At 72.2% G+C, this 26,881-nt stretch carries 25 protein-coding genes; 13 read left to right on the top strand and 12 right to left on the bottom strand.

Features of this window, described 5'->3' with window-relative positions:
* The first annotated feature begins 410 nt into the window (after nt 1-410).
* Together ACIBST_RS03590 and ACIBST_RS03585 are read left to right on the top strand one after the other, a co-directional pair.
* A complete protein-coding gene (locus tag ACIBST_RS03590) occupies nt 411-2,075 on the top strand; it encodes a TROVE domain-containing protein (protein ID WP_397168751.1) in 1,665 nt (554 codons plus the stop codon).
* Nucleotides 2,076-2,216: 141 nt separating this feature from the next.
* Nucleotides 2,217-3,119: a WD40 repeat domain-containing serine/threonine protein kinase gene (locus ACIBST_RS03585; RefSeq protein WP_397168749.1), complete on the top strand. Its 903-nt coding sequence runs from the start codon at nt 2,217-2,219 to the stop codon at nt 3,117-3,119.
* Nucleotides 3,120-3,156: 37 nt separating this feature from the next.
* Here ACIBST_RS03585 and ACIBST_RS03580 read toward each other — a convergent pair whose 3' ends face one another.
* Complete coding sequence (locus ACIBST_RS03580) at nt 3,157-4,062, bottom strand: S41 family peptidase (protein ID WP_397168747.1); 906 nt, start codon at nt 4,060-4,062, stop codon at nt 3,157-3,159.
* A gap of 112 nt (nt 4,063-4,174) precedes the next feature.
* Complete coding sequence (locus tag ACIBST_RS03575; RefSeq protein WP_397168746.1) at nt 4,175-5,149, bottom strand: DUF5937 family protein; 975 nt, start codon at nt 5,147-5,149, stop codon at nt 4,175-4,177.
* A gap of 68 nt (nt 5,150-5,217) precedes the next feature.
* Here ACIBST_RS03575 and ACIBST_RS03570 point away from each other — a divergent pair, with 68 nt between their 5' ends.
* The gene (locus ACIBST_RS03570) at nt 5,218-6,225 is read left to right on the top strand and encodes an alpha/beta fold hydrolase (protein WP_397168744.1); all 1,008 of its coding nucleotides are present in this window, start codon (nt 5,218-5,220) and stop codon (nt 6,223-6,225) included.
* On the opposite strand, the gene ACIBST_RS03565 is transcribed toward ACIBST_RS03570, so the two are convergent.
* The gene (locus ACIBST_RS03565; protein ID WP_397168743.1) at nt 6,123-7,649 is read right to left on the bottom strand and encodes a carboxylesterase/lipase family protein; all 1,527 of its coding nucleotides are present in this window, start codon (nt 7,647-7,649) and stop codon (nt 6,123-6,125) included. The two genes, ACIBST_RS03570 and ACIBST_RS03565, sit on opposite strands and share 103 nt — an antisense overlap.
* Before the next feature lie 92 nt (nt 7,650-7,741).
* Here ACIBST_RS03565 and ACIBST_RS03560 point away from each other — a divergent pair, with 92 nt between their 5' ends.
* From ACIBST_RS03560 to ACIBST_RS03550, 3 genes are all read left to right on the top strand, one after another.
* Complete coding sequence (locus ACIBST_RS03560; RefSeq protein ID WP_397168741.1) at nt 7,742-8,347, top strand: TetR/AcrR family transcriptional regulator; 606 nt, start codon at nt 7,742-7,744, stop codon at nt 8,345-8,347.
* 96 nt (nt 8,348-8,443) lie between these two features.
* Nucleotides 8,444-9,415 carry a helix-turn-helix domain-containing protein gene (locus ACIBST_RS03555; protein ID WP_397168739.1) on the top strand — a complete coding sequence of 324 codons (972 nt, stop codon included), beginning with the start codon at nt 8,444-8,446 and terminating at the stop codon, nt 9,413-9,415.
* 129 nt (nt 9,416-9,544) lie between these two features.
* Nucleotides 9,545-9,949 carry a hypothetical protein gene (locus ACIBST_RS03550; RefSeq protein WP_397168738.1) on the top strand — a complete coding sequence of 135 codons (405 nt, stop codon included), beginning with the start codon at nt 9,545-9,547 and terminating at the stop codon, nt 9,947-9,949.
* Nucleotides 9,950-10,016: 67 nt separating this feature from the next.
* Here the strand turns inward: ACIBST_RS03550 and ACIBST_RS03545 are convergent, their stop codons facing one another.
* Together ACIBST_RS03545 and ACIBST_RS03540 are read right to left on the bottom strand one after the other, a co-directional pair.
* Entirely contained in the window at nt 10,017-10,859 is an 843-nt protein-coding gene (locus ACIBST_RS03545) for a universal stress protein (protein WP_397168736.1), read from the bottom strand.
* A gap of 366 nt (nt 10,860-11,225) precedes the next feature.
* The gene (locus tag ACIBST_RS03540; protein WP_397168734.1) at nt 11,226-13,046 is read right to left on the bottom strand and encodes a M4 family metallopeptidase; all 1,821 of its coding nucleotides are present in this window, start codon (nt 13,044-13,046) and stop codon (nt 11,226-11,228) included.
* A 218-nt stretch (nt 13,047-13,264) separates the two neighbouring features.
* Here ACIBST_RS03540 and ACIBST_RS03535 point away from each other — a divergent pair, with 218 nt between their 5' ends.
* Both ACIBST_RS03535 and ACIBST_RS03530 read left to right on the top strand, forming a co-directional pair.
* Nucleotides 13,265-14,578, top strand: a complete 1,314-nt coding sequence (locus tag ACIBST_RS03535) for a hypothetical protein (protein ID WP_397168733.1) — start codon at nt 13,265-13,267, stop codon at nt 14,576-14,578.
* 293 nt (nt 14,579-14,871) lie between these two features.
* Nucleotides 14,872-15,429, top strand: coding sequence for a GNAT family N-acetyltransferase (locus ACIBST_RS03530; protein ID WP_397168731.1), 558 nt, complete (start codon nt 14,872-14,874; stop codon nt 15,427-15,429).
* A gap of 84 nt (nt 15,430-15,513) precedes the next feature.
* On the opposite strand, the gene ACIBST_RS03525 is transcribed toward ACIBST_RS03530, so the two are convergent.
* The 4 genes from ACIBST_RS03525 to ACIBST_RS03510 form a co-directional block, all read right to left on the bottom strand.
* A complete protein-coding gene (locus ACIBST_RS03525) occupies nt 15,514-16,059 on the bottom strand; it encodes an NUDIX hydrolase (protein ID WP_397168730.1) in 546 nt (181 codons plus the stop codon).
* Nucleotides 16,060-16,119: 60 nt separating this feature from the next.
* A complete protein-coding gene (locus tag ACIBST_RS03520; protein WP_397168728.1) occupies nt 16,120-16,605 on the bottom strand; it encodes a hypothetical protein in 486 nt (161 codons plus the stop codon).
* A 279-nt stretch (nt 16,606-16,884) separates the two neighbouring features.
* A complete protein-coding gene (locus tag ACIBST_RS03515; RefSeq protein ID WP_397168726.1) occupies nt 16,885-17,277 on the bottom strand; it encodes a peptidase inhibitor family I36 protein in 393 nt (130 codons plus the stop codon).
* Nucleotides 17,278-17,596: 319 nt separating this feature from the next.
* The gene (locus tag ACIBST_RS03510; RefSeq protein WP_397168725.1) at nt 17,597-18,022 is read right to left on the bottom strand and encodes a hypothetical protein; all 426 of its coding nucleotides are present in this window, start codon (nt 18,020-18,022) and stop codon (nt 17,597-17,599) included.
* Between the two features lie 204 nt (nt 18,023-18,226).
* On the opposite strand from ACIBST_RS03510, the gene ACIBST_RS03505 reads away from it, so the two are divergent.
* A complete protein-coding gene (locus ACIBST_RS03505; RefSeq protein WP_397168723.1) occupies nt 18,227-19,786 on the top strand; it encodes a hypothetical protein in 1,560 nt (519 codons plus the stop codon).
* Nucleotides 19,779-21,140, top strand: a complete 1,362-nt coding sequence (locus ACIBST_RS03500; protein WP_397168722.1) for a WD40 repeat domain-containing protein — start codon at nt 19,779-19,781, stop codon at nt 21,138-21,140. The genes ACIBST_RS03505 and ACIBST_RS03500 overlap by 8 nt, the downstream gene beginning before the upstream one ends.
* Here the strand turns inward: ACIBST_RS03500 and ACIBST_RS03495 are convergent.
* Entirely contained in the window at nt 21,036-21,680 is a 645-nt protein-coding gene (locus tag ACIBST_RS03495; RefSeq protein ID WP_397168720.1) for a TetR family transcriptional regulator, read from the bottom strand. The genes ACIBST_RS03500 and ACIBST_RS03495 overlap by 105 nt on opposite strands.
* A 75-nt stretch (nt 21,681-21,755) precedes the next feature.
* Between ACIBST_RS03495 and ACIBST_RS03490 the strand changes: the two genes are divergently transcribed.
* Both ACIBST_RS03490 and ACIBST_RS03485 read left to right on the top strand, forming a co-directional pair.
* Complete coding sequence (locus ACIBST_RS03490) at nt 21,756-22,685, top strand: zinc-binding dehydrogenase (RefSeq protein ID WP_397168718.1); 930 nt, start codon at nt 21,756-21,758, stop codon at nt 22,683-22,685.
* A 176-nt stretch (nt 22,686-22,861) separates the two neighbouring features.
* The gene (locus ACIBST_RS03485; RefSeq protein ID WP_397168716.1) at nt 22,862-24,712 is read left to right on the top strand and encodes an N-acetylmuramoyl-L-alanine amidase; all 1,851 of its coding nucleotides are present in this window, start codon (nt 22,862-22,864) and stop codon (nt 24,710-24,712) included.
* A 31-nt stretch (nt 24,713-24,743) separates the two neighbouring features.
* Here the strand turns inward: ACIBST_RS03485 and ACIBST_RS03480 are convergent, their stop codons facing one another.
* Nucleotides 24,744-25,565 carry an MBL fold metallo-hydrolase gene (locus ACIBST_RS03480; protein WP_397168715.1) on the bottom strand — a complete coding sequence of 274 codons (822 nt, stop codon included), beginning with the start codon at nt 25,563-25,565 and terminating at the stop codon, nt 24,744-24,746.
* Between the two features lie 113 nt (nt 25,566-25,678).
* Between ACIBST_RS03480 and ACIBST_RS03475 the strand changes: the two genes are divergently transcribed.
* Nucleotides 25,679-26,287, top strand: a complete 609-nt coding sequence (locus ACIBST_RS03475; RefSeq protein WP_397168714.1) for a helix-turn-helix domain-containing protein — start codon at nt 25,679-25,681, stop codon at nt 26,285-26,287.
* A 4-nt stretch (nt 26,288-26,291) separates the two neighbouring features.
* Here ACIBST_RS03475 and ACIBST_RS03470 read toward each other — a convergent pair whose 3' ends face one another.
* Entirely contained in the window at nt 26,292-26,828 is a 537-nt protein-coding gene (locus tag ACIBST_RS03470; protein ID WP_397168712.1) for a LuxR C-terminal-related transcriptional regulator, read from the bottom strand.
* Nucleotides 26,829-26,881: the final 53 nt, after the last annotated feature.

Raw genomic sequence — 26,881 nt, 5'->3', positions numbered from 1 at the left:
CCGGCGGGTCCCCCATATCCGTGCCGGTTCCAGACCTGATCGCGCGTCAGCCTTGCCGGCGGTACGGGTCGAATCCGATCGGTTATCGATTCTCATTCGAGTCGTCCGGGTTCGAGCCCCGGCGGCCCGCACTCGCGGGCCGTGGTGTAACCGGCAGCACGCTGAGACCGGTCGGAACCTCCACATCCGTACCGCCGGCAAGGCTGACGCATACAGGCGGGGGAGCGGGTCGAAGCTCGTCGGTTATCGGAACAGGTCGTCGCAGGTTCGAGTCCTGCCCACCCGGCCGGCAACGCCGGGTGGTAGCTCAGCCGGAAGAGCGCCTGTCATAAAAGACCGGCGGACATCACCACATCCGCTTCCCTTCGTCACATCCGCCCTCGGGCGGGTCGAAAGGAAAGGAGCCGACGATGGCGCATGACCCTCTCGCGAACGTCTCGGCGATCGCGACCCCGCAGACGCAGCCGATCCCCGGCCGTCCCGGCCAGGTGACGAACGCCGCCGGCGGCCACGCGTTCGCCAAGGACGTGTGGCGCAGGCTGGAGGACTTCCTCATCCTCGGCACCACCGGCGGCACCTACTACGTGGGCGAGAGCAAGCTGACCGCCGACAACGCCGGCGTGCTGTTCCAAGCCATCGCCGAGGACGGTCCGCGCGTCGTCAGGCTGCTCACCGACATCTCGACGGCCCGGCCGCCGCGGGCGCCGAAGCAGCGTCCGGCCCTGTTCGCCCTCGCCGCCTGCTACGCCGCGGGCGACGCCGACACGCGCCAAGCGGCCAAGCGGGCGCTGGCGAAGGTCGCCCGGACCACCGACCACCTGGCCCAGTTCTTCGGCTACTACAAGAACCTCGGCGGCAAGGCGACCGGCCGAGGCACCGCGCCGACGACGGGACGAAGCCTGCGCACGGCGCTCGGCTCCTGGTTCCTCACCGGTGAGGCCGACGCGGTCGCGTTCAAGGCGTGCAAGGCGGCCCAGCGCAGGACGCCGCAGGGCGAGGCGTTCGCGCTGCGGGACGTGCTGCGGATCGCCCACCCGGTCGCCGACACCGACCAGCGCAGGACGCTGTTCGGCTGGATCGCCGGCAACGTCTCCGATGACGAGGCGCGCGACGAGCTGCCCGCCGTCGACCGGTTCCTGACCGCGAAGGCCGTCACCACCGCCGAGGACGCCGTGCGGGTGGTCACCGAGGCGAAGGTGCCGTGGGAGTTCCTGCCGGACTCGGTCCTGAAGGAGCCGTCGGTGTGGGAGGCGCTGATCGAGACGGTCGGCCTGACCGCGCTCATCCGCAACCTGGCCCGCATGACCCGGCTCGGCACCCTCCAGCCGATGGCGGAGGCCACGTCGCGGGCGGTGCTCCGGCTCACCGACCGGGAGGCGATCCTGCACGCCCGCATCCACCCCATGGACGCCTGGCTCGCGATGCGCGTCTACGCCTCCGGGCAGGCGCAGCCCGGCCCGCGTGCCGACCTGCACACCTGGCAGCCCGTCCCGGCCGTCCTCGACGCGCTGGAGGAGACGTACGAGCTGTCGTTCGGCGCGGTCGAGCCGTCCGGGAGGCGGCTGCTGGTCGCCGTGGACTCGTCCGGGTCGATGAGCTGGGGCGGCGGGGTCCGGGTGGGCGGTTCCCCGATCGGCTCCCCTTACGAGGTGGGCAACGCGATGGCGGTCATGCTGTCGCGTATCGAGAAGGGAAACCTGCACGTCATCGACGTGGATACGTCCGTGCACGCCTCCAAGGTGACCCCGCGCACGAACCTGCGCCAGATCGCCTCGTGGCAGCCGTCGGGCGGCGGGACGGACCTGTCGCTGCCGTTCACGTGGGCGCGCGACCAGCGCATGGAGGTGGACGGCATCGTCGTCCTCACCGACAACGAGACCTGGGCGGGAGCCTCCCACCCGACGCAGGCCCTCGACGCGTACCGGCGCACCGTCAACGCCGACGTCCGCGTGGTCGTCGCCGCGATGACGGCCGCGGGATATTCGATCGGCGATCCCAAGGACGACGGCGTCCTGAACGTGGCCGGCCTGGACGCCTCGCTCCCGCTCATCGTCAACGGCTTCATCCGCGCCTGAAACCACGAAAGGCGTGACGCGTCACCGTTCCCCGGAAATGAATGCCCCGGCCAGGAGAACATCCCCGGCCGGGGCACCCGGTCGCTGGTGCCTTCGCTCCCGAAAACTCTCCCCGGGGGCTGATCCCTGAAACGATCTCCGGTGGACGGACGACCCGGTGACGGCGTGCCGTGGACTGGAACGCTGCCGGGACGTGAACACGGAGGTGCGAGGGACTTGCCGCGCTGGCCGGAGCCGCTGCGGCCGGTTTATCCGCGCCGGCCGGGGGCCTATCGGCTGGAGGGGCGGCTGGGGGGTGGCGGGATGGGGCAGGTGTTCCTGGGGCGCTTTCCCGGCGGACGTCCGGTCGCGGTGAAGCTGGTGCGGCCCGACCTGGCCGACGATCCCGGGTTCCGGCGCCGGTTCGCCCTGGAGGCCGAGGCCGCCCGCCGGGTCGGCGGGTTCTGCACCGCCCAGCTCGTCGACGCCGACCCCCAGGCCGACCCGCCTTGGCTGGTCACCGCCTACGTTCCCCGCCCGTCCCTGCAGCGGGCCGTCGATGCGCACGGCCCGATGCCCACGGAGGCGGTCACCGTGTTGGGCGCGGGGCCGGCCGAGGGGCTCGGCGCGATCCACGCCTGCGGCCTGGTGGACCGCGACCTCAAGCCGTCCAACGTGATCCTCGCCGCCGACGGCCCCCGCCTTATCGACTTCGGCATCGCCCGCGCACTGGACGACACCTCCCACACCCTCTCCCACGCAGTGGTCGGCACCCCGTCGTTCATGTCCCCGGAACAGGCGCGAGGCCGCGAGATCGGCCCGCCCAGCGATGTGTTCTCCTTCGGGCTCGTCGCCGTCGCCTTCAGCCCGGACGGCGCCACCCTGGCAGGGGCCGACAAGGACGGCATCCGGCTGTGGGACGCGGCGACCGGCCGGGCCAAGGCGACCGTGACCGACCGCAGGGCTGCCGCACTGGCCTTCCACCCCGACGGAACCTCCCTGGTCTCAGGAGGCTGGTTCGTGGACGCCGAGGGCTGCCGGCTGCGGCCGGTCGAAGGCCCGTGACCGGGTCACGGAAGGGCGTCCGGTGCCGCCGGCGGCGTCAGCCTGACAGCCGGGCGAGGGCCAGGGCGTGTGCCCGGTCGAGGGAGTCCGCGGCGGCGCAAGGGACGTCCGGCTGCACGCCGGCGCCCTCCCAGTTCGTGCCCGAGACGGGGTTGACGGCCCGGCCGGTGGGGACCGTGGCCTCCAGGTGCGGGTGCACGGTCCAGCCCCTGCACGGGTGCGCGCCGCCGCGGGTGGGCTCGCCGACGACCACGGCCCGGCCGAGCTGCTGCAGGTCGTAGGCCAGTTCCTCGGCGGCGGAGAACGTGGCGCCGCTGGACAGCACGTACAACGGCTTGCTGCCGCCGAAACGCGCGCCGGGGACGTGCGGCAGGCTCCAGGACTGGTCGCTGCGCCCGCCGCCGCGCCAGTGCATGGTGTTGAGGTGGGTGCGCTTGTCCAGGAGGTAGCTGCAGACGAAGGCGACGGTGTCCGGGTCGCCGCCCCGGTTGCCGCGCAGGTCCACGATGAGCGCCCGGGCGCGGGAGGCCAGGGTGAGGGCGGCGCTCAGCGGTTCGGCGGCCCAGTCCAGCGGGAACAGCATCGGCGCCAGCTCCACCACGGCGACCCCTCCGTCGAGCAGCTCCACCCGGGGCGCGCCGCCCAGCGAGGTGTCGTAGTCCCGGCGGATGGATTCCAGGGTCGCCGCGCCCTGCTCGGGCGACACCGGGTCGGCGTGGTGCTTCAGCCTCAGGTGTTTGTCGCCGTTGACGGACTGCAGGTCCGCGGTGACCAGACGGGCGAGTTCCGCCGCCTCGCCGACGTCGTAGGCGCCGTCGGCGAGACGTCGTCTCAGCAGGGCGGCGAGCTGCTCGGCTGTCTCGGGGAAGACGTAGTGCTCGGTCAGCAGGCGGGCAGTCTCGTCGATGACGGAGGCAGGCTGAAGGTTCGTCAGGGGCGTCATGGCGGGAAGTAGAGCACCGCCCTTCGGCAGACGTCAAAGAGCATGCATGTGCAACGCGGCGCGGCCCAGACTCCCCGTGATCCGGCGCCCGCCGGCCCCTGATCGCCGCCGGTCAGTGGCCGTCCGGGACCGGGCCGTCCATCAGGTGGTTGGCTCGGTCCGTACGCAGGTGGAGGGCCGTGCGGCCCATGCGTTGCGTCGACACCAGGCCCGCACCCCGCAGCGCGTTCAGGTGCTGTGACACCGCGCTCGGCGTGACGCTCAGCCGGACGGCCAGGGCCGCGGTCGTCAGGGGTTCGGCCAAGGCGGCGAGGATCAGCGTTCTCGTGTGGCCGAGCACCGGGATCAGGCCCGTCAGCGCCGGCCGGGGCGACTCCCACAGCAGGCCGACGCCCATCGCCGGATAGCGGATCGACGCGGCGGCGACCGGGGCCTTGTCGACGCCCACGTCCGGCCAGTTGAAGACGCTGGGCTGCAGGACGAGGCCATGCCCGCCGGAGTCCACCGTGTGCGCGGCGTGCGGGGTGCGCCGGCCGTGCACGACCAGCTGGCCGTCGTCCCAGGCGAGGTCGCGGTGCAGCTCGGCGAACAGCGCCTGCACCCCGCCCTCGACCAGGGTCAGCGCGCGCCGGCCGATGTCGGCCTCCAGCACGGCGCGCATCCGGCCCCAGTGTGGCGCGATCAGCAGCTCGTGGCAGCGACGCAGCGCCTCGGCCAGCCGCGGCAGGACCGCCGCGGGCTCGGGGGCGTCCTCGGCCGGCATGCCCAGGACCGCGCCGTACTCCTGCCGGAAGAAGTCCTCCCGCGTGGCGCGTACCAGGTCCAGCTCCGCCGCGATGGACGGCAGGCGCTGAGCCGGCGCCGGGAACAGGAACGACGGCAGCGGCCCGGCGATCAGCGCGCGCAGCAGCGGCAGCTCGCTCTCGCGCGCCAGCAGCGGGCGCGCCCGGCGCACCCAGGGCCGGTGGACGGCATGACCGCCCGTGCCGAACAGGATCCGCAGCGCCAGCACCGTCTCGCCCAGCGGCGAGACGGCGAAGCGCACCTTCGCGACCGACGCCGCGGTGAACCTGATCTCGACCGCCATCCGCCCTCATCATGTAGCTGTGGCTGAACGATAGCCGAGGCGCGCGGCTTCCCCGCAGGCTGGCGGGCATGGACTTCTTCACCGCCCACGACGGCGTCGAGCTCGCCTGCCACGCATACGGCGACGGCCCCCCGGTGGTCTGCCTGCCCGGCGGGCCGATGCAGGCCGCCGCCTACCTCGGCGACCTCGGGGGCCTCTCGGCGCACCGGCGGCTGATCATGGCGGACCTGCGGGGCACCGGGCGGTCCGCCGTGCCGCCGGACACCGCCTCCTACCGTTGCGACCGCCTCGTCGACGACGTCGAGGCCCTGCGCGAGCACCTTGGGCTCGACCGGATGGACCTGCTCGCCCATTCCGCGGGCACGAACCTGGCCGTCCTCCACGCGGCTCGCCATCCCGAACGCGTCGGAAGGCTCGTGCTGATCGCTCCGAGCGTCGCCGCCGTCGGCATCACGGTCACCGAAGAGGTCCGGCGGGAGACCGCCCGGCTGCGCGCGGGGGAGCCCTGGTTCCCGGGGGCGTTCGCGGCCCTGGAGCAGGTCATGTCAGGACAGGCCAGCCGCGACGCCTTCCGGGCCATCGCGCCGTTCTGGTACGGCCGCTGGGACGAGACCGCCCGGGCGCACAAGGCCGCCGAGGACGAGCAGCGGAACGACGAGGCGGCAGCCGTCTTCGCCGCCGAGGGCGCCTTCGACCCCGACGCCACCCGTGCCGCGCTCACCCGTCTCGCCTCGCCGGTGCTGCTGCTCGCGGGCGAGACGGACCTGAACTCCCCGCCCGCCGCGGTGGCCGAGCTCGCCGCGCTGTTCCCGCACGCCGAGCTCGTCGTGCAAGCCGGGGCAGGGCACTTCCCGTGGCTCGACGACGCCGGCCGGTTCGTGGCCACGACCTCGGCGTTCCTGCGTCAGGCGCCCATCCGGCCGGAGAGCGCGCCCGTCGCCGCAGTCCCTCGCGGCTTGTCCGCAGAACCGGCTCAGCGGCGCGGCGCCCCGGGGGCCGCGTCCCCGTCCGGCGGGAGGTCGAAGGGCGCGGGGGAGTGGCCCGCCCAGATCCGGCGGGAGACCTCCTCGGGGTAGGGCAGGGTCGCCGGCTCGGCGTCCAGGACGCGGGTCAGCCGCAGGCCGGGCCGGTGCGCGGCCCATCCCGCCTCGCCGGTGGTGACGAAGCGAACCCATGCCTCCTGGAGCTCGCGGGAGAGCGCGACGGCCTCGGGGGCGGGCTCGTCGCCGAGGAGCTGCGCGCCGACGGGGCTGTCCGGCGTGCCGAAGGCCAGGGGGACGTCGAGGCTGTGGCAGGCGCCCAGAGCGCCGCCGAGCGCCGGGGCGGCCCAGCACAGTTCGAACAGGTACGAGCTGCCGCCTGCCACGGCGTTCGCCTCGGCCAGCAGCTGTGACGGCATGCGGAAGAGCGCGTCGGAGTACACCGTCTCCACCAGCTCCTCCGGCCCGGCCTGCGGAAACCCGTCGCGGTACGCCTGCGGGCCGTGCGGCCGGGGCGCGAACAGGTCCAGGGCCGCGTGCGCGTCCTGCTCGGTGAAGGTGCCCTGCCGTCCGCTCATGACGCTGAACAGCCGGAACTCGTCCCGGGTGTGACCGGCCAGCAGCTCGATCCCGTCCGCGCGGCCGCCGGTCAGCGCGGACCAGGGCGTCTCGGGCAGCACCTCGCCGTCGACGACGGGGCACAGGGCTGTGCCGGTCGCCGCGAGCCGTCCCCAGCTCTCCCGGTGGGCATGGAGGCCGGCGTTGAAGGAGGTGAGCTCCGCGGCCAGGCGCCAGGGGTCGGTGTCGCGCAGGGCCGCGGCGGTGGGGGCCGCGCCGAGCCGGTCCGCGAGCGCGGCGGTGACCTGCCGGGCCAGCGCCGGGGTGCTGTGCAGCCCCGGCACGGAATGGGCGACGGCCCGCCGGAACAGGCCGCGCGCCGGCTTCATCGTCAGCAGGGCGGCCACCGACCCCGCCCCGGCGGACTGCCCGGCCACGGTGACCCGGCCGGGGTCGCCGCCGAACGCGGCGATGTTCCGCTGCACCCACTCCAGCGCCGCGACCTGGTCCAGGAGCCCGCGGTTGGGCGGCGCGTCGTCGAGGAACGCGAAACCCTCCGCGCCCACGCGGCTGTTGACGGTCACCACGACGAGCCCCGCCCGGGCCAGCGCCGCCGGGTCGTACATCGGGTCGCTCGACGCCGCCGAGACGTAGCCGCCCACAGGGAGCCACACCAGCACCGGCAGCCCGGCCGCGCCCGGATCCGGGGTGCCGACGTTGAGCGTCAGCCAGTCCGTGCCCTGCGGCGGGCCCACGTCGACCGGCAGGGACAGCGGCGCCGCGGGGCCGAACTCCGCCGCCTGCCGGGTCCCGTCCCAGCGGTGGGGCGGGGCGGGCGCGGCGAAGCGGAGCGCGCCGACCGGCGGCCGGGCGTACGGGATGCCGCGGAACACCGCGTGCCCCCGCCGCCGGCGCCCCTGCACCACGCCTTCCGCGGTGCGCACCCTCGGCTCTTCCGACATGACGGCTCCTTCCTCGAAACGGACCCCCAGGGTTATAGGTCAAGTGTATTATGTCAACTGTATGGAAAAGGCTGACGAGGGAGAGGCCCGCGATGCCGAAACAGGTGGACCACCGCGAACGCCGCGAAGCGATCGCCCGCGCGCTGTGGCGGGTGGTGGCGCAGCGCGGCGTCGCGCACCTGACGACCCGGGTGGTCGCGCAGGAGGCCGGCATCTCCCTCGGGCAGCTCCAGCACTACTTCGCCTCCCGGGCCGCCATGCTCTCCTTCGCCATGGACTTCGCCTCCGAGCAGACCTCGCTGCGCGTCGAACGGGGCCTCGCCCGCCTCGGCGACCGTCCGCACCCCCGCGACGTGCTGCGGCTGACGCTCGCGGAGATGCTGCCCCTGCACGCCGACGCCCGCGCCACCAGCCGGATGAGCGCCGCCTACGTCCTGGAGGCGCTGCACGACGAGGCCGTCCACGAGCAGGCCCGCCGCGGCCTCCTCCAGGGACGGGCCCTAGTCGAGCGGCTGGTCCGCCAGGCGATCGACGACGGGCACCTCGCCCCCGGCCGCGACCCGGCGACCGAGACGAACCTGCTCCTCGCCCTCACCGGCCTCACCCCCCTCCTCGAACTGGACGTGATCACTCCCGAGGACGCCCTCACCGCCATCGACCTGCATCTGGACAGGCTGTTCGCCGACGGGACCCGGTGAGCGCCCGCCGGGCGCCGGGGCCGGGCGGGTTGTGCGCGAGACCTTGAGCGGGTGATGCTGGGGCGGCCCCGGAGCGGAACTTCGATGTGGAGGCCCATGGACGTGGTCAGCTTCGCCGACGTCCCACCGCAGGAGCGGTTCGCCTACTGGCGCGAGATGAGCTCGAAGATGTGGATGCCGCTGGACGCGTCCTGCGAACCGGGCCGGGAAGACGCGTTCCAGGCTCACGTCGCGCTCGGCGGCATCGGCCTCGTGCAGGCGACCCTGCTGACCGCGCCGTCGCTGACGATCCGGCGCACGCCCCGGCTGATCCGCCGCTGCGACCCCGAGACCTTCTTCGTGACCTGCGCCGTCCGGGGTCACGCCGGCGGCGGGCAAGCCGGTCGGCAGGCGGAGCTGCAGGTCGGGGACCTGATGCTGCGGGACAGTTCGCAGCCCTATGTGACCACGTTCGGGTCGAGGGGCCCCGCCGGCGGCCAGGTGCTGTCGCTGCAGTTCCCGCGCTCCTTGCTGCCGCTGCCCGAGCGGGGCCTGCGGGAGCTCAACGCGGTGCCGATCCGGGGCGACCGGGGGATGGGCGCGCTGGCCTCGCAGTTCCTGCTCCAGCTGGCCCGGCGTCTGGAGGAGTTCAGCCCGGCCGAGGCGGCGCGGGTCTCCACCCTGACCCTCGACGTCCTGACCGCCGCGCTGGCCGGCGCCCTGGACGCCCGCAGCGCGGTGCCGCCGGGCAGCCGGCGACGCGCGCTGCTCGCCCGGATCCACGCCTTCGTCCAGGCGAACCTGGGCGAGCCGGACCTGACCCCGTCCGCCATCGCCGCGGCGCACCACATCTCCCTGCGGTATCTGAACAAGCTGTTCCACGCCGAAGGACACACCGTGGCCGGCTGGATCCGCGAGCGCCGCCTGCGGCAGTGCCGCCGCGATCTCGCCGAGCCGCAGCTGGCCGGCCAGCCGATCAGCGCGATCGCGGCCCGGTGGGGGTTCACCAGCCCGGCGCATTTCAGCCAGGCGTTCCGCAGCGCCTACGGGCTGTCGCCGAGCGAGTTCCGCCGGCAGTGCACGCAGTAGCGCACGCGGTAGTGCGCGCTGGCTGAACATCCGTGCACGCAGCCGAAAGCCCTGCTCCGGCCGCGGCGGGCATGCTTTTGCTGGCAGGCAGCACGCCACGGGAATTCCATGAGCAGAGGAGAAACCCCCATGAAGACAGCGGGAACGTTCAGGAAGGGCCGCCTGCTCGGCGCCCTCCTGACGATGGCGACCGCCCTCGCGGTCACCACGACGGTCGCCAACCCACCTGCCTCGGCCGAGGTCACAGACGCCCGGAAGGCGGCCGGGATCAGCAGATGCCTCGGGCTCTGGGCCCAGGACGGCAGGATCAAGCTCCAGCACCAGAGCCGGTGCGGCCCCAACGGCTCGTACCACATCCACGTCTGGAGCCCTGGTCGCGACACCAACAGCGGCACCTACACCTACAGCGGCGTCGCCCTGACGTTCAACAACCCCTGGCCGGTGCCCGCGGGCACCAACATCTGCGCCGAGCTCTGGCACCACGAGCCCGGCGGCGGCTATTCGAGCTGGGGCCTGCCCTGCGACAGGATGTGACGCCGGGCTGAACCGGCACGCGAGAGGCGGCTGCCCCGGTGGCCGCCTCTCGCTCGGCGCCGGCCCGTCAGCCGGACGCGGGGGAGTCACCGCCGGGAGGCACCACCGCCACCGGGCACGCCGCGTGGTGGAGCACCCCGTGGCTCACCGACCCCAGCATCGTGGAGGCGAACTCGCCCAGCCCGCGCGAGCTCACCACGACCAGGTCGGCCGCGGACGACGCGTTCCTGAGGGCGGCGACCGGATGATCGCACACCTGCTCGTCGACGATCCGCACGTCCGGGTTCCCGTCCCGCCACGGGACCACCTTCTGGGCGGCATCGCGGGAGTGCTCCTCGAAGCTCTCGCCGAACGTGCTGTAGGCGGAGGCGTAGGAGGACAGGATCGGCGGACGCCAGGCGTAGAGCACCAGGAGCTCCGCGTCCTGGGCGCGGGCCTGCTTCAGGGCGTACTCCATGGCGGCCGGTGAGCGCCGGCCGTCGAATCCGACCACGATCCGGCCGTGGCGCAGCGTGGCGGCCTCCCGGACGACCACGACCGGGCACGCGGCGTGCCCGGCCAGCGCCAGGCTCGTGGAGCCGAGCACCATCCCGGCGAACCCGCCCCGCCCCCTGCTGCCCAGGACCAGGCTGTCGGCCTCCGCCGACCCCCGCACCAGGTCGTGCACCACCGGGCCGGGCAGGATCTCCGTGCCGACCTCCATGCCGGGAAACAGGCCGCGCACCCGGTCCGCCGCCGATTCCAGCATCCCGGCGCAGTATTCGGCCGTCCCGGCGTCGCCTGCCCACGGCTCGCACACGTGCACCAGGCGCAGGTCCAGCGAGCGCCTGCGGGCGTCCGCCGCGGCCCACTCGACGGCCGCCATCGAGGGCGGAGAGCCGTCCACGCCCGCCACGATCCGTCCAGCCATCTTCCGCCTCCCCCGAGCCCCTGCCCTTCCCCCTACCCCGAAGCCACCCACCGTCATGTCTGGCCTGCCGTGCGTTCTCCGCCGGCGGGGAAGTGGAAGGCGCGGAAGAGCTGGCCGGGGCACACGTCGTCGTTGATCCGGACGCGGTCATGACGGTCCTGGCCTTCCTCCTCGGCCCGTTCCGGTGGCTCGAACCGGTCTTCTGGGCGGCGGTCTGGCCCTTCCGTCAGACCCTGCGGTTGTTCGCCTGGATCGGGCGGGTTCTGTCGGCGTTGGGGGATCTCTGGCGGCGGCGTGCGCGGCCGCCGGCCCCTGCCGGGGCACAGCCCGGCTGGGGTCTCCTGCCGTGCGGTGGGCGTCAGCGGCTCATGGGACCACGGTCACGGTGAGGGTGGCGGTGTGGTCGAGGGCGACGCCGTCGGCCAGCACCGTGATCGGGTACGTGCCGGATGCGGTGCTCGCGCCGGCCGTGACGGTCAGCGTGGAGGTGGCGCCCGTGGTGATGCTCGCCGGGCTGAAGGAGGCCGTCATGCCCGCCGGAAGCCCCTTGGCGTACAGCGAGATCTGCTGCGGGGCGCCCGAGACGACGGCGCTGCCGACGGTGACGCTCACGCTCTGCCCGGCCTGCACGGTCGCCGCGGCGGGGCTGACCGCGACCGAGAAGTCGCACGTGAACGGCTCACCGGCCCGGACGGGCACGCGGACGGCGTTCCACGCGGCCTTGACCGTGTTGTACTCCAGGCACGACCCCGGGAACATGTCCAGGGCCGCCTGCAGCGAGGCGCGGCGGGCCATGGTGTGCGGCCAGGCCGAGGTCTTGCGCAGCAGCGTGCCCATGTAGATCTGGCCCGCCTTGCGCGCGCCGAGCCCGACGATGGAGGAGGAGTCGCAGGTCGGGCTGGGCGGCTGGCCGTTCGCCGGGTTGCTGCCCTCGGCCAGCAGGTAGAACCAGTGGTTCTGGACGCCGGCCCCGACCTGGGGCGGCATCGACGGCACCGCGCTGCTGAAGCAGTCGGGGTGACCGGGGATCAGCGACGGCTTGTACATGTAGCGGATCGGGCCGTTCCCGTCGACGTCGACCTCCTCGCCGACGGTGTAGTCCGGCGGGTCGAGGGTGGCGGGCTCGTTGGCGTACTGCTCGGTCAGCGCGCCGAAGATGTCGCCGGTGGACTCGTTGAGTATGGCCTTCTCGTTGTCGCCGAGGTCGAGGCCGGGCGTGGTGGCGAAGACGGAGTGGCCGTACTCGTGCGCCACGACGTCCATCGCGGTGAGCTGGCGCCGGTTGTCGGAGGTGTGGCCGAAGGCGGCGTTGACGCCGTTCCAGTAGGCGTTGACGTCGTTCAGGCCGACGCGGGCGGGGTAGCCGTCGCCGGAGCCGTTGAAGCCGTTGCGTCCCAGCCAGGACTTGAGCATGTCCCATTCGGTGTCGATCGCGAAGAGCGTGTCGACGCAGGCGGTTTCGAGGTTGGTGCCGCTGCCGTTGCCCCAGAAGTCGTCGGGCCCGGTGAAGGCGGCGCCGTTCGGGCCGCCGCAGCGCACGTTCCGCCGTACCGGGTCGATCATGGCGAAGGACGAGCCGGTCGCCATGGTGCCGATGGTCACCGGGTTGCCGTTGTAGTAGCTGTTGCCCACCCCCTCCTTGACCTCGTCGGACTTCAGGACGACCGCGCCGGTCAGCGCGTCGACGAAGACGTGCAGCCTGCTCTCCCTGCCGTTGACGGCGCCGTGCACGAGCACCTCGTAGGCCAGCCGGCCGCGTCCCTGCGCCATGACCACCAGCCGGGGCGTGCCGATCGAGGACACCCGGGGAAGCTGGCTGCTGGCCACCCGGGCCGCTTCGGCCGCGCCGAGCCTGGGCGTGGTGGCCACGTCCAGGGGGCTTTCCTGGGAGACGGAGGTGCTCACGACCTCGCCGGTGGCGGCGCTGACCACGACGAAGTCGCCGCCGTAGACGGGCAGCCCGGCGTACGTGCGGGTGTAGGGCGTGTAGCGCAGGCCGCCCTGCCCTTCGATCGGGCCCTGCCGGACGTACGCGTCCTCGGGCGAGCTGTGGAGCAGTGCGGGCCTGGCCTTCACCAGGAGGTCGGCGGGATCGCCCTTGGAGGCGTCCGCCGGAGCGGGGACCGAAGTGGCCACGAGCACGCAGACGGCACTCGTGACCAGGGCTAACACGGCATTGCGTCTCATGGGGTCGCTCCTCTTGCGCCGCCGGGCGATCGATGGGGTCACCTGCATTTGAGTTGATGAACTACAGGAGGTCAATATCGAGGTAAATAGGCGGAAAAATCGGGATTTATGGGCTTTTTGGCGGGGGTAACTGGCGGAGCCGGACGCGGGCTGCACGTATCTGAGGCACGCCGGACCCGCTCGGGAGGGGCAGCCACACACATCCCCAGGAGGCGTCCATGCCAAGGATCGGGTTCGAATGGCAGTTCCAGCGTGACGAGCTGAGGTTTCTGGCGGAGACCAAGAACGGCTGGCAGACCGAGGCCGCCCTGCCGTCCAAGGGACGCGTCTGCTCCTGGCAGGACCCCGGGGTCGCCGTCGAGTCCGACGGCGGCGACGTCGAGATCATCACCGACCCGGTGACGACGTGGGCCGACCTGCGCCGTCAGCTCGTCTTCATCGGCGAGCTGATGACCCTGCTGACGGGCCGTTCGTCCGACGCCACCAAGCTCCCCGGCACGTTCCTGCGCTCCGACGAGCAGGAGGGCGACACGACGACCGGCTCCAGACGGTCGAGCAGGGCCCGGACGAGCACCAAGACGCAGGCCGTGCGCGTGGCCCAGGGACACCTGCGGCCCCACGACGACATCCAGCCGACCGACGCGCTGCACTTCGTGCCGGGCACCAACATGGGCAACGTCCTGGCCGTGTCCCTGGCGGCGCCCATCAAGCGGTGCGACTTCGACTCCACCGGCAACCCGGTGATGACGACCGTCTACGCCAAGGGCGACGTGCTGGGCCTGACCGCCGGCAGGGATCTCGCCCACGGCACGGCCCAGGCCACCCTGGACGTGCAGCTGGCCGAGCTGCCCGCCCGGCTCGGCGTGCTCGGCTTCGATCCGAGCGCCCAGGTGGGCGCCTGGCTGAGGGGACGCCACCAGACGCCCAACCTCATCGGGTTCGTCACGCTGATCCAGTACATCCTGTGGGTCTTCGCCCATCAGAACCTCACCACCGGCGACGGGCCGAAGGCGGGCTTCGCGCTGCTGCCGCGCACGAACCTGCGCTCGGTCTACATGAACGCGCTGACGGACGTGGAACGGTCCGCCTTCGACGCCATGGTCAACGCCCTGTCCGACGGGGACAAGAATTCCCGGGTGTGCCCCCGGCCGTACGGGCTGGGCGGGCGGCAGACGTATGACAACCAGCTCACCCTGTTCTGGTGGCTGCGCTCGATCCAGGCCGGCGACCCCGGCCAGGGCGACGAGACGCTGGCCGTCCACATGAGCGGCGACGGCCCGCGCGGCATCGCCTACGACGCGATGTCCCCGCCTCGCGGCTACCCCGCCCACGAGCCCTTCGCCGGACGGCCGGCGGAGTGGTTCACCTACTCCATGGGGCAGAAGACGACGCCGTACAAGGCGACGCACGTGGTCGTGGAGTACCGGCAGACCGACCTCTTCGGCCTGAAGAACGGCATGGGAACGTACGAACAGTTCGTCACCGCGGCGATGGACGCGGCCCGCAGCGCCGGCCTGGACATGCCGCACTGACGGCCCCCGGACCAGCCGGAACGGCTCAGGGGCGGGCGGGGCGGCAGGAATGTCGGGCGGCTCCGTTCTCCCGGGCAGGTTGAGCGGGGAGAGCGGGCTGCGGGCCGGTGTGTCGCCCTGAATTTAATCTACATTGTAAAGGCGTCCGGTCCGGCGGTTCTACCCGCGCATGGGCGCCCCGCTCGTCGGCAAGAAGATCGGCTGCTCGCAGCCGAGGTGACCCTCCGCACGACGCTCTGTCCGTGTCGGGAACGCCGACCGCTCGGCGCGGGCGGCCGGTAAGGTCAGCCTGCATGTACCCGGTCACGATCTCCTCCCCGAGGCTGGCCCTGCGGGAGTTCGTCCCGACGGACGTCGACGGGCTGCTGGCCGTCTACGGCGACCCGCGGGTCACCGAGCACATGAGCTTCGAGCCCCGAAACCGCGAGCAGGTCGAGAGCAGCATGACGGGCGTGATCGAGTCGGCCCGCGACGACCCGCGGACGGACTACAGCCTCGCCGCGGTCCTGCCGGACGGCGAGCTGGTGGCGTTCGCGCGCATCTCGATCGACTTCGGCCACCCGCTGCAGAACAGTGCCCAGATCGGGTTCGCGCTGCGTTCGGACCGGTGGCGTCAGGGATTGGGCGCCGAGGTCGTACGCCTGCTCCTGCGGCTCGGGTTCGAGCAGCTCGGCGTCCACCGCGTGTGGGGCGCGCGAAGCCCGTTGAACGAGGCGTCCGGGCGGGTCATGAGCAGGCTGGGGATGGTCGAGGAGGGCGTCATCCGCGGGCACCTGAAGCTCGCCGGCGGGTGGCGGGACTCGGTCGTCCACTCCATCCTGGCCCCCGAATGGCAGGCGACGTCCGGCTGACCTTCCTCGACGTCTCGTCTCCCGAACGGCGGTCCGAGGCCGTATCCATCCCGGAACTCGGCTGTCGGGACAATGCGCCGGTGCTCACGGCTTCAGGTATCCGGCGGCGACCAGCCCCGCGAAGGCGATGTCGGTGTCGGTCATCTGCCCGCTGAGCACGTGCTGGACGAACGCGTCCACCGGCATCAGCACGGTCTCGACGAACTCGCCGTCACCCGGCCTCGGCTCGGCGACCTTCCGGCATCCGCGGGCCAGGACCGCGTGGCGGCGATGCGAGGCGTACGACGCCAGGAAGGTCTGCATGACCACCTCCAGCGTCGCGGCTTCGTAGCCGGTCTCCTCCAGCAGTTCCCGCGCCGCCGCGGCCTCGACCTGTTCGTCCTGGTCCGCGTTTCCGCCCGGCAGTTCCAGCAGTACGCGTCCAGGCCCCGGCCGGTACTGCCGGGCCAGCACCACCTGCTCGTCGTCGGTGAGGGCGACGACCGCGACGGTCGCGCCGCCCACGAGGATGTCCCACACGTCCTCGTTGCCGTCCGGGTAGCGGTAGCGGCGGGCGCGGACCTCCAGGAATCCGGCCGGCTCGTCCAGTTCACCCGTCTGCGTCCACTCGCTGACCCTGGCATCATCCATATGCCAAGCCTACGGATCGACAGGCCCTCAGCGCGGACGCCGTCGCCGTGGACGGCAGACTCATCCGGAGGAAGAAACGAGATTCACTGTGTAGTCCACGACGATTTTTGCGTCGACATCTTCTGTGAAGGCGTGATAGTTGCACTCGATCGTCTGGAAGCCGTCGATCTCGTCGAAGCGTACCTTGCGGTTGTAGGGGCCCTGATAAGGAAGGTCTTCGTCGAGAAACGCTATGTGTTCTTCCAGGCTCTGGTTGAATACCAGCATCTGGTTGAGATGCCCGTCGGTCTCCTGGTCGAAGTGCGAAACCGTAAGCCGCTTCGTGACGTTGTAGGTGAGGCTCTCGCCTGGCTTGATGCGTGTCGCCCCGCTCGGATGCATGGGTTCTTCGAGGTTCAGGCGCAGATACAGGGATTCGGCCTCGAAGGTTTGCTCGTCGTCCGCGGCGCGGACGATCCTCGCGGTTATGCCGCCTTTCGGCGAGACGCTACGCGTGCCTATGTTGTGAATGGTCGCCAAAGAAACGTCGATTGTTTTGGTGGCCATGATGTCCTCGCCGCTACATCGTGCAATCGATCCATGCCGTACGGTAGCCACGTACCCAGCCGGCGGCGTCGGCAAAGACGTAGGCCGGGCTTTGCTGAGCGAGGCGGGCCTGGGAGGGGGCTCGGGCGGGGGAGTGATGCCGAGGTGCGTCAGGCTCAGATGCCCGAGCGGAGCTCCGTCGGCGATCTGGTTCCGGGTCGAGCGTCCCCGCAAGCCGGTCCGACGGCCTCCGTGGCGTCGGACCGGACTCTTTTCCGCTGGATCACCGGCGGATGCGGACTACATGGCGCAGTTTTCCTTTCTCCACTGGATCCGGGTGACGGTCACGGGGGAGCTGACCGTTTCGTATCCCGCTGCGGGGTGAATGCACTGCGAGACGGCGGTGCCGCTTGAGTAGACGTAAGAGACAAGGACGTGGTCATACGGGGAGGCCGTGCTGTTGTTGAAGAAGGCTCGGATATTTTCGTACTGGCTGTTGGCCGGGGTGACCGGCCCCCAGTCTTCGTCGCCGGTGACGATCATCTGCCCATCTGCCGTATACAGGCAGAAGTAGCCTCGCGGGCAACTGTCGATGGGGCCGGGAAGGGGGGCCGCGCTCGCGGGTGACGCGAACGCCGGTCCCGCCAGAAAGAGGGCGGCGACGACGGCTGCCGGGATGAGTCTTTTCAGCATGAGTTCTCCTCGCCTTGTTGCCTGAGCAAGCCCAGGCTGGGGAAGGGCCGCCTGCCGAGCGGGTAACGGCAGGCGGAGGCCGGTCCGGGTGGCTGGTGGAGTGTCCACTGGGGCCCGGCAGCCGCGCGAGGCCGAGTTCGAGTGCGTGGCCGCTGAGCTCGGCACGGCGCACACCGCATCACCGTCGGCCCCCCACCGGACGGCCAAGCCGACGACCGGGCCCGGTTGGGACGGTCCGGGGCGCGGCCCCGGCAGTCCGGTCCGACGGCCTCCGTGGCGTCGGACCGGACCGGTTCAGCTGGACTGTCGGCGACGCCCGTTACAGGGCGCAGTTTTCCTTTCTCCACTGGATCCGGGTGACGGTAACGGGGGAGTCCACCGTCTCGTGCCCCGCCCCGAGGTCACCGTCCTCCGCGCGGTGAATGCACTTCGAGTACGCGGCGCCGTTCGAGTAGACGTAAGAGACAAGGACATGGTCATAGGTGGCAACCACGCCGTTGTTGAAGAAGGATCGGACGCCCTTGTACGGGCTGTTGGCCACGCTGACCGGCCCGTAGTCCTCGCCACGGCCGATGCTGATCTTCGTGCCTTCGGAGATGACCTCGGTCGAATACATGCAGAAGTCTCCGGCCGCGCACCCGTACGCCTTGTAGGAGGAAAGGGCTTCCGCGCTCGCCGGCGACGCGAACGTGAGCCCAGCCAGAGAGGCGGCGGCGACGGCTGCCGGGATGAGTCTTTTCAGCATGAGTTCTCCTCGCTTTGTTGCCTGGGCGTTCCCAGGTCATGAAAGGGGCGGCCCGCCGAGCGGATAACGGCAGGCAGGGGCCAGTCTTAGCGGCTGCTGCATTGTCTGGAACCCCGATTCGCCACCTGAACAAAACTTGATCAACTCGCACCGGGCTGGGTACGTTGTGCTGGTTTGCCCGTATTCGGGGATATAGGGGATCGTGTGGGACGTCGTGAACGGCCGGTCGATCCGGCGGACGGCCCGGTAGCCGCCTTCGCCGTGGAACTGCGCAAGCTCCGCCAGGAGGCGGGCGGGCCGTCCTATCGCGCGATGGCCGCCCGGGTGCCGTGCTCGGCCGCGACGCTGGCGCAGGCCGCCGCGGGAGACCGGTTGCCGACCCTGCCCGTCACACTGGCCTACGTGCAGGCGTGCGGCGGAGACGTCGAACAGTGGCGGACCCGGTGGGAGCAGGCTCTGGCGACCGCCCGTGAGGCTACCGGCTCGGGCGGGGATCCGGGGCGGGCGCCGTATCGGGGGCTGGCCAGGTTCGAGACGGCCGATCAGGCGTACTTCTACGGCCGGACAGCGCTGGTCGAGCGCGTGGCCGAGCTGGTGCAGGCGCATCGCCTGGTCGTGGTGGTGGGGCCGTCGGGCTGCGGCAAGTCCTCGTTGCTGCGCGCCGGGCTGGTGCCGAGGCTGCGCCCGCGCGGGGTGCGGGTGGTGACGCCGGGCGCCCATCCGCGGGAGACGCTGGCGGAGGCGGCGCTGGCGGGGGCGTTGTTGCCGAAGGCTGGTGGGGAGATCGGTGGGGAGGAGGTGATCGTGGTCGACCAGTTCGAGGAGACGTTCACGCTGCGCCAGGACCCAGGCGATCAACGAGCGTTCATCGACGCCCTGGTCACCGCCGGCACCGACGACCGGGGCGGCCGAGTGGTGCTGGCCGTCCGCGCCGACTTCTTCGACCACTGCGCCCGCCATCCCGCGCTCATGGAGGCCGTCCGGGACTCCACGGTCCCGGTCGGCCCGATGAGCCGATCGGAGCTGCGCGAGGCGATCACCAAGCCGGCCGCGGCCGCCGGGCTGATCGTCCAGCGCGAGCTGACCGCCACCGTCATCGAACAGGTGGCGGGCGAGCCCGGCGGGCTGCCGCTGATGTCGCACGCCCTGCTGGAGACCTGGCGCCGCCATCACGGCAAGGCACTCACCCTGGCCGACTACGAGGCCACCGGCGGCATCCACGGCGCCGTCGCCCACACCGCCGAGAACCTCTACGCCGACCTCACCCCCACCCAGCGGCTGCGATTACGCGAGCTGCTGCTGCGCCTGGTCACACCGGGCGAGGCCGGCGCCCAGGACACCCGCCGCCCGGTCCGGCGCGCCGAACTGCTCACCGGCGACCCGCACGACCCCGGCCCGGTCCTGCTGGAACGACTGGCCGCCGCCCGCCTGATCACCCTGGACGACGACACCGCCGACCTGGCCCACGAGGCGCTGCTGACCGCCTGGCCCCGCCTGCGCTCCCGACGCCACGATCAGCGCGAACGGCAAGGTCATGGCGCTGTGCGTGCCCGGCGCGCCGGTACAGCTGTGGGACCTGGACGACGGCCACAAGACCACGGCGTCCTGGGCGCCGAGGCCGTCGGCCGAGCAGTGCCGGGAAGAACGCCTGTTCCTCGCCCCGGACGGGCAGCACCTGCTGCTGGCCGAGGACGGCCAGGTCCGGCAGTGGCGTCTGCCCGACGGCGAAGAGGCCCCCGCCCTCCCGGCGCCGGACGTGTATGAGATCGGGTTCAGTCAGGACGGCTCCTTCCTGGCCACGGCCGTCAGGGACGAGCTCCTGGTATGGCGGTCGGGCCAGGCCGGCGAGCTGCTGTTCCGGCACCCTCTCGGCGGCGAGCGCGCGTTCGACCTCAGGATCGACCCCGCCGCTGACCGTCTCCGCTACCTGGTCGGGGCGCTCACCGGTCTGACCACCGTCCGCACGCTGCAACTCAACGCCGCCTTCGACAGCGGCCGGCGAGACGACCTCGCCACGGGCGCGACCTTCAGCCCCGACGGCCGGCGCCTTGCCCTCACGTACGCAAACCGCGTGGAGTTGCGTGACGGCGCCGGCGGACAGCGCCTTCCCGGACCACCGCCGATGCCCTGTCCGGCGACCACCTCAGGACGGCCCGGATGCCGCGCCGTCGCCGCCTTCCGGCGTGACGGCCGGGTTCTGGCCTACGGCGACGTCCTTCAGGCCCCGTGGCTGAAGGCATGGCTGTGGGACCTCGACAGCCGGCGCGTCAGCGCGAGCTCGCCTCTGCTGCCGTCGGGACAGGATCTCGCCTTCGCGGGCAACAGCCTGCTGATCAGCGGCGTGACCTTCGCCGGCTTTCCCCCTGGCATCACGACGACCGCCGTCTGGGATCCGATCAAAGGCCGCATCTCCGCGACCGTGCCCGGCATCACCGGCCGCCTCGCCGTCGATCCCGCCGAGCGACTGCTGGTCACGACGCAGGGGCAGATCGCCGATCTCACCACCGGAACACCGGCGCGCCGTGAGGGCGGGACCGGTGTGGCCGGCGCGCTGGCCTTCAGCCCTGACGGACGTTTCCTGGCCGTCGGCAGCGGGGGCGGGCAGACCGCGCTGTGGGACGGCACAGCGCAACGACACCTCGGCACCCTGACGTCCACCGCCCTGGCCGCGGACGTCAGCGCGCTCGCGTTCTCCCCGGATGGGCGCGTGTTCGCCGTCGGGATGACCAACGGCGCGGTTCAGCTGTGGGACACCGACACCCGGCAGCCCATCGGAGCGCCCATCGCCACTCCTGGCGGCACCGTCCTGGCCATGAGCCTGCGCGGCAACGCCCTTCACGTCGCAGCGAGCGCATCCCGTACCAGCGCTTCGACCTCACCCCGGAGGTCGCGGCCGCCACGGTCTGCGACAGGGCGGGTCAGGGTCTCACGCCGGAGAACTGGGCCGCCTATTTCCCGGGACATCCCTTCCAGCCCACCTGCGGTCGTGAGGCCGGGTGAGGGTCCGCGTGGGTCAGGTGTGGACCGGCTCGTCGCCGGTGAAGGTGGCCGCCTGTGGTGCGGCGGTGAAGACGGTACGGAGTTCGGTGAGCAGGTCGTCGAGCGTGGCGCCCGGTGAGGCGGTGGTCCAGCCGCGCAGGGCGGCGTGGAAGGCCGCCACCAGCAGGTCGAGCGCCAGCCTGGGCCGCTGGTCGCGGTCGCCGAGGCCGAGCCGCCTGCGCAGGGTCGTCTCGAAGGCGGCGCTGGTGCGGTCGCAGAACTGCAGCCCGTGCGCGGCGATGGACGGCGTACGCTGCGACAGCTCCTGACTGAGCCGCACGCGGGTCACCCATTCCGGCCCCTCCGCCGCCATCCGGCGCACCGCCGCGAGCATCGCCTCCTGCAGCACCTCCAGCACGGGACGGCCGCCGAGCGGCGCGTGCTCGACGTCGTCGAGGAGCGCGGTCCACAGTGCCTCCAGCGGGGCGGAGGCGACCTCCTCCTTGCTGGCGAAGTTGCGGAAGAACGTGCGCTTGGAGACCTCGACCTCCGCGCACAGCTCGTCGAGGGTCACCTGGTCGAAGCCGCGCTCGGTGAACAGCGCGAGCGCGGTGTCCACCAGGGCGGCCCTGGTCTTGAGCTTCTTGCGCTCGCGGAGCGGCAGCAGGTCGGCGGTCATCGTCCCCAGTGTATCCCGAGGGCATATGCCTCCTATAGGCTTATGCCACTCAGTGGCACTTTGGAGGATGTCGTCATGCGCGCTCTGATCGTCGACCGTTCCGTTGCCGGTGGCCTGCGGGTGGGGCGGGCGCCCGACCCGGTGCCGGCGCCCGGCGAGGCGCTGGTCCGCGTCACCGCCACGTCGCTCAACTACGGGGAGGTCAGACACGCCCTGCAGGAGGCGCCCGAGGGCACGGTGCTGGGCTGGGACGCCGCGGGGGTCGTCGTCCAGGCCGCGGCCGACGGCTCGGGGCCCGCCGCGGGCACGCCCGTGGTCACGCTGGGCCCGGACGGCGGGTGGGCCGAGCTGCGGGCCGTCCCGGCCGACCGGATCGGGGTGGTGCCGCAGGGCGCGGACCCCGGCGCGATCAGCACGATCCCGGTCGCCGGCGCCACGGCGCTGCGCGCGCTCGACCGGCTCGGGCCGATCCTGGGGCGGCGCGTGCTGGTCACCGGCGCGACGGGCGGCGTCGGCCGGTACGCCGTGCAGCTCGCCCGGCTCGGCGGCGCGTACGTCATCGCCGCCACCGGCGACCCGGACCGGCACGGCGACGGGCTGCGCGCGCTCGGCGCGGACGAGGTCGTCGCCGCCCCCGCCGAGAGCGGCGGACGGCTCGACGGCGTCCTGGACATGCTCGGCGGCGTCCCGCTGGTCGAGGCGTTCGACCAGCTCGCCGAGGGCGGCACGCTGGTCGCCGTCGGCCATTCCACCGGCGAGGGGGAGAGCTTCCCGTTCGGCGCGCTGTTCGGCGGGCCCGACCGCCACGACCGCTCGCTCGTGACCTTCCACCTGCTCTACTGCCACGGCCTGCACCGCGACCTGACCTGGCTGGCCGGACGGGTCGCGGGCGGCACGCTGAGCCCGGAGATCACCTGGCGCGGCGGCTGGGACGACGCCGCCGAGGCGGCCACCGCCCTCCTCGACCGCCGCGTGCACGGCAAGGCGGTGCTCGACCTGACGTGAGAGCGGGCCGGACGAGTGAGGCGGAGAGCCTGCACGGGGTCCAGGGTCTCCCGGGGAAGGGGGCCGGGTCCCCGGAAAGAAAGGTCCGAGGTCTCCAGAAAGAAAGCGGAAAACTATGACATGTGACCTCCAGCTGGGCCCGTATCCGTGCGACGGTGCAGGTGGAGGTGGTGGTCATGACGACGACGATGACGATGCCGCAGGCGTTCGAACAGGCCGCGAGGAGACACGGCGTGCCGGAGAGCGTCCTGCTCGCCGTCTCGTACATGGAGTCGCGCTGGGACTGCAACGGCGGCAAGCCGAGTACGGCCGGCGGGTTCGGCCCCATGCATCTCACCGACGGCGCCATGCTGCGCACCTCGCGGCACCACCACATCGACGGGGAAGAGGACCCGCGCGGTGACGACGCGCGGCCCGTGCTGCGTCCCGCCGAGCCGGCGGAGCGGCCGGGCGGCCTGCCCGCGTCCCTGCACACTCTCGAACGCGCCGCCGAGCTGACGGGGGAGAGCGTCGAGCGGCTGCGCAAGGACCCGGCGGCCAACATCGACGGCGGCGCGGCGCTGCTCGCCGACTACCAGCGCGCCCTGGGCGCGCCGGCGAGCGCCGACCCCGCCGACTGGTACGGCGCGGTGGCGCGCTACTCGGGCGCCACGGCCGAGGAGATCGCCGCGAACTTCGCCGACGAGGTGTACGAGGTCATCCACGAGGGCGCCACCCGCATGACCGACAGCGGCACAGAGGTGCGGCTGCCGCCCTCTCCCGAGGTGTCCCCGGTGCGGTCCTGGCTGACCAGGCTGGACCTGCCGCGCCTGGCCGGCGCGGACGCCGTGGAGTGCCCCGACTCGCTGTCCGGCGAGTGGATCCCGGCGCCCTACAGCGAGCTGCCGGCCGGCAAGTACGGCAACCACGACATCGCCGACCGTCCCACCAGCCAGACGATCCAGTACATCGTCATCCACGACACCGAGGAGCTGTACGACAAGACGCTCGACCTCGTGCAGGACCCGAAGGAGATGAGCTGGCACTACACGCTGCGCTCGCACGACGGCCATCTCGCCCAGCACGTGCACACCAAGGACGTGGCCTGGCACGCCGGCAACTGGTACGTCAACGCCAAGGCGATCGGCCTGGAGCACGAGGGTTTCCTCGCCGCCGGCGGCACCTGGTACACCGAGGCGATGTACCGCACGTCGGCCAAGCTCGTGCGGTACCTGGCCGACCGGTTCGGCGTCCCGCTGGACCGGGCCCACATCCTCGGCCACGACAACGTGCCCGGCCTGCTGCCGGACAAGGTGCAGGGGATGCACGAGGACCCCGGCCCGTACTGGGACTGGGCGCACTTCTTCGACCTGCTGGGCGCTCCGCTGAGCCCCGACGGCGACGCCGGCACGGCCACGGTCATGATCCGGCCCGACTACGACACCAACCGTCCGCACTACATCGGCTGCGACAAGGACCATCCCGAAGCCGACTGCCCGGCGCACGGGGCGGGCTCGGTCTGGCTGCACACCGAGCCGCGCGAGGACGCGCCCCTGGTCAAGGACATCGGCAAGCATCCGACGGGCGAGTCCACGTTCAGCGTGTACGACCACGCCGCCCGCGCCGCCACCGGGCAGCGCTACGTCGTCGCCGATCGGCAGGGCGAGTGGACCGCCATCTGGTACCTGGGGCAGAAGGCGTGGTTCCACAACCCGGAGTCCGCGCCCGTGGCCGTGCCCAGCCGGGCCCGGACGGCGACGCCCCGCCCCGGCCTGGACTCCGTCCCCGTGTACGGCCGCGCCTACCCGGAGGAGGCGGCGTACCCGCCGGACGTGGAGGCGCAGCCGCTGGTCCCGCTGCAGTACACGTTCCCGGCCGGGCAGGCGTACACGGTCGGACTGACCACCACCGGCGAGTACTACAAGGCGACGACCTTCGACACCACCCAGCACCGGGTGGTCCGCGGAACCCAGGAGTACCACCAGATCCAGTTCGGCCACCGCGTCATGTTCGTCAGGAGCGAGGACGTCGTGGTGACCGACGCCTGAGCCGCCGCCGCAGCCGCGGCCCGGAACCGGATCAGCCGATCGGCGGCGCGAGGTACTCCAGCGCGTAACCCTCGCCGGAGGGGGTGACGCGGGCGATGCCGGGTGAGTCGAGGTGGGCGCCGGCCACGAAGTGGTGTGGCCGGCTCAGCCTTTCGAGCAGCGCCGCTCGCGCGGCGCGGGCCCGCGACTGGTCGCCGTCGAGCTCCCAGGACACCTCCGGCTGATCGAACTGCAGCGTGGGGACGTGCACGGTGTCGCCCCAGACGAGCAGGCAGCCGGCGCCGCTCCTGATCTCGTAGACGGTGTGCCCGGGGGTGTGGCCCGGCGTCGGGAGCGCGGTGGCCCACTCGTTGATCGCCGCCTTCTCCGACACGGGCACGACCCGGTCGCGGATCGGCTCCAGCCGCCGCCCGGCGAAGACCGAGGCGTCGCCCGCGCCGATCCACACGCGCTCCAGTTCCGGGAACGCCTCCGAGCCGTCCGGCGCGATCAGGCCGCTCACGTGGTCTTCGTGGTTGTGGGTGATGGCCGCGTCCGTCACGTCCGCGCGGTCGAGGCCCGCCTCGTCGAGCGCGTCGTAGATCAGCCCCATGGTGGGGACGTGCCAGGCGTCGGACGCGCCGGTGTCGATGAGCACCGACCGCGTGCCGTCGGTGACGTAGAAGGCGTTGACCGACAGCCGCAGGTTGCCGCCGGCCAGCGGGACGGCGGCCGGCAGCTCGCCGAGCGGGCGCCCGCCCTCGTCGCGCAGCCGCGTGGGCGGCATGTCGATGTACCCGTCGCGCAACGCGATCACCCGCAGCTCGCCGAACTCGAACGTGGCGTGGAGCCGGCCACCCGAACTGAAACGCATGGAACCTCCGTCATGTCGGGCGCGCATCGCCCGTCTTCGATAGAAGACTCTATCTTCTTTAGAAGAAACCCTACACTGTGGGACAGCGAGGTACCGATCGATCGAGGAGCACGGTGGTCGAGAAAGACGGAAACGCGGCCGAACCGCAGCACGGTGACGACCTGGCCGGCGCGTTCGGCGTCAACGTGCGGCGACGTCGCGAGGAGGCGGGGCTGACGCTGGAGCAGCTGTCCGCGCAGTCGTCGGTCAGCCGGGCGATGTTGTCCAAGGTCGAACGCGGTGAGAAGAGCCCGACGATCGGCGTCGCCTCCAGGATCGCCCACGCCCTGGACGCGTCGCTCTCGGACCTGATCGGCGCGCCGGCCGGGGCCGCGTCCGGCGTGGCCGTCGTCATGCGCAAGGACCATCGCCCGGTGTTCCGCGACCCGGAGACCGGCTTCGAGCGGCACATGGTGTCCGCGGCCCCGGGCGCGGGCGGAGCCGAGATGGTCTTCCACCACCTCCCCGCCCAGGTGTCCACCGGGCTGCTGCCCGCCTATCCGCCGGGTACGGAGAAGCAGCTCGTGGTGCTCGAAGGCACCCTCACCGTCGCGATCGGCGGGATCAACGAGACCCTGGAGACGGGCGACTCCCTGTTCTTCCAGGCCGACGCCGACCACGGCTTCGCCAACCGGACGAACGCTCCCTGCGAGTACATCATGTTCATCTCGCGCCGGCCCTGATCGCTCAGCCGGGTCCCGCGTCCGCGGTCTTGAGGGCTTCGAGCAGCTCGGCGGGTGGCGTTCCGCGGCCGGCGGTGAATACGGCGGCGAAGGCCCTCTCGACCGGCCTGCCGGGCGCGGCCGAGGCCAGATCGACCAGGACCGCGGGACCCGGCCCGGCCGCCTCGTGGGCCAGGCGCAGGGCCAGGCGCGTCTTCCCGATGCCCGCGGGCCCGGTCAGGGTCACCATGCGGGCCTCGGCGACCAGCCCGGCGAGGTCGCGGAGCTCGCGCTCCCTGCCGACGAACGACGACAACGCCCTGGGCAGGGCGTGCGCCCGGCTCCGCAGCCGCGCCGCGCGCTCGACCAGGTCCCGCCTGGCCGGATGGCCGAGCTTGCGCAGCAGGGACGACACATGGCTCTCCACGGTCCGCTCCGACAGCCTGAGCCGGTCGGCGATCTCACGGTTGGCCAGCCGGTCGCCGACCAGCCAGAAGACCTCCGCCTCCCGCCTGGTGACCCCGGCGGACCGTAACGCCTGCGGCAGAGCGGCGTCCTTCATGACGCGACCATCCCCCGGGAAGAGCTCCGTACTGAGCACGGATGTGCCGGCTT

The organism is Nonomuraea sp. NPDC049684, assembly GCF_044465345.1.
GTDB lineage: Bacteria > Actinomycetota > Actinomycetes > Streptosporangiales > Streptosporangiaceae > Nonomuraea.
The sequence above is the reverse complement of the archived record's forward strand: the minus strand, read 5'-3'. Positions and strand labels throughout refer to the sequence as shown.

What these genes read in the sequence shown, in the direction of transcription:
- ACIBST_RS03580 (WP_397168747.1), bottom strand. Translation starts at nt 4,062, where the DNA reads ATGACGCCCCTGACGAACCTTCAGCCTGCCTCCGTCATCGACGAGACT.
- ACIBST_RS03545 (WP_397168736.1), bottom strand. Translation starts at nt 10,859, where the DNA reads ATGGCTGGACGGATCGTGGCGGGCGTGGACGGCTCTCCGCCCTCGATG.
- ACIBST_RS03560 (WP_397168741.1), top strand. Translation starts at nt 7,742, where the DNA reads ATGCCGAAACAGGTGGACCACCGCGAACGCCGCGAAGCGATCGCCCGC.
- ACIBST_RS03570 (WP_397168744.1), top strand. Translation starts at nt 5,218, where the DNA reads ATGGACTTCTTCACCGCCCACGACGGCGTCGAGCTCGCCTGCCACGCA.
- ACIBST_RS03490 (WP_397168718.1), top strand. Translation starts at nt 21,756, where the DNA reads ATGCGCGCTCTGATCGTCGACCGTTCCGTTGCCGGTGGCCTGCGGGTG.
- ACIBST_RS03535 (WP_397168733.1), top strand. Translation starts at nt 13,265, where the DNA reads ATGCCAAGGATCGGGTTCGAATGGCAGTTCCAGCGTGACGAGCTGAGG.
- ACIBST_RS03525 (WP_397168730.1), bottom strand. Translation starts at nt 16,059, where the DNA reads ATGGATGATGCCAGGGTCAGCGAGTGGACGCAGACGGGTGAACTGGAC.
- ACIBST_RS03575 (WP_397168746.1), bottom strand. Translation starts at nt 5,149, where the DNA reads ATGGCGGTCGAGATCAGGTTCACCGCGGCGTCGGTCGCGAAGGTGCGC.
- ACIBST_RS03550 (WP_397168738.1), top strand. Translation starts at nt 9,545, where the DNA reads ATGAAGACAGCGGGAACGTTCAGGAAGGGCCGCCTGCTCGGCGCCCTC.
- ACIBST_RS03540 (WP_397168734.1), bottom strand. Translation starts at nt 13,046, where the DNA reads ATGAGACGCAATGCCGTGTTAGCCCTGGTCACGAGTGCCGTCTGCGTG.
- ACIBST_RS03555 (WP_397168739.1), top strand. Translation starts at nt 8,444, where the DNA reads ATGGACGTGGTCAGCTTCGCCGACGTCCCACCGCAGGAGCGGTTCGCC.
- ACIBST_RS03510 (WP_397168725.1), bottom strand. Translation starts at nt 18,022, where the DNA reads ATGCTGAAAAGACTCATCCCGGCAGCCGTCGCCGCCGCCTCTCTGGCT.
- ACIBST_RS03480 (WP_397168715.1), bottom strand. Translation starts at nt 25,565, where the DNA reads ATGCGTTTCAGTTCGGGTGGCCGGCTCCACGCCACGTTCGAGTTCGGC.
- ACIBST_RS03520 (WP_397168728.1), bottom strand. Translation starts at nt 16,605, where the DNA reads ATGGCCACCAAAACAATCGACGTTTCTTTGGCGACCATTCACAACATA.
- ACIBST_RS03485 (WP_397168716.1), top strand. Translation starts at nt 22,862, where the DNA reads ATGACGACGACGATGACGATGCCGCAGGCGTTCGAACAGGCCGCGAGG.
- ACIBST_RS03470 (WP_397168712.1), bottom strand. Translation starts at nt 26,828, where the DNA reads ATGAAGGACGCCGCTCTGCCGCAGGCGTTACGGTCCGCCGGGGTCACC.
- ACIBST_RS03590 (WP_397168751.1), top strand. Translation starts at nt 411, where the DNA reads ATGGCGCATGACCCTCTCGCGAACGTCTCGGCGATCGCGACCCCGCAG.
- ACIBST_RS03530 (WP_397168731.1), top strand. Translation starts at nt 14,872, where the DNA reads ATGTACCCGGTCACGATCTCCTCCCCGAGGCTGGCCCTGCGGGAGTTC.
- ACIBST_RS03495 (WP_397168720.1), bottom strand. Translation starts at nt 21,680, where the DNA reads ATGACCGCCGACCTGCTGCCGCTCCGCGAGCGCAAGAAGCTCAAGACC.
- ACIBST_RS03565 (WP_397168743.1), bottom strand. Translation starts at nt 7,649, where the DNA reads ATGTCGGAAGAGCCGAGGGTGCGCACCGCGGAAGGCGTGGTGCAGGGG.
- ACIBST_RS03515 (WP_397168726.1), bottom strand. Translation starts at nt 17,277, where the DNA reads ATGCTGAAAAGACTCATCCCGGCAGCCGTCGTCGCCGCCCTCTTTCTG.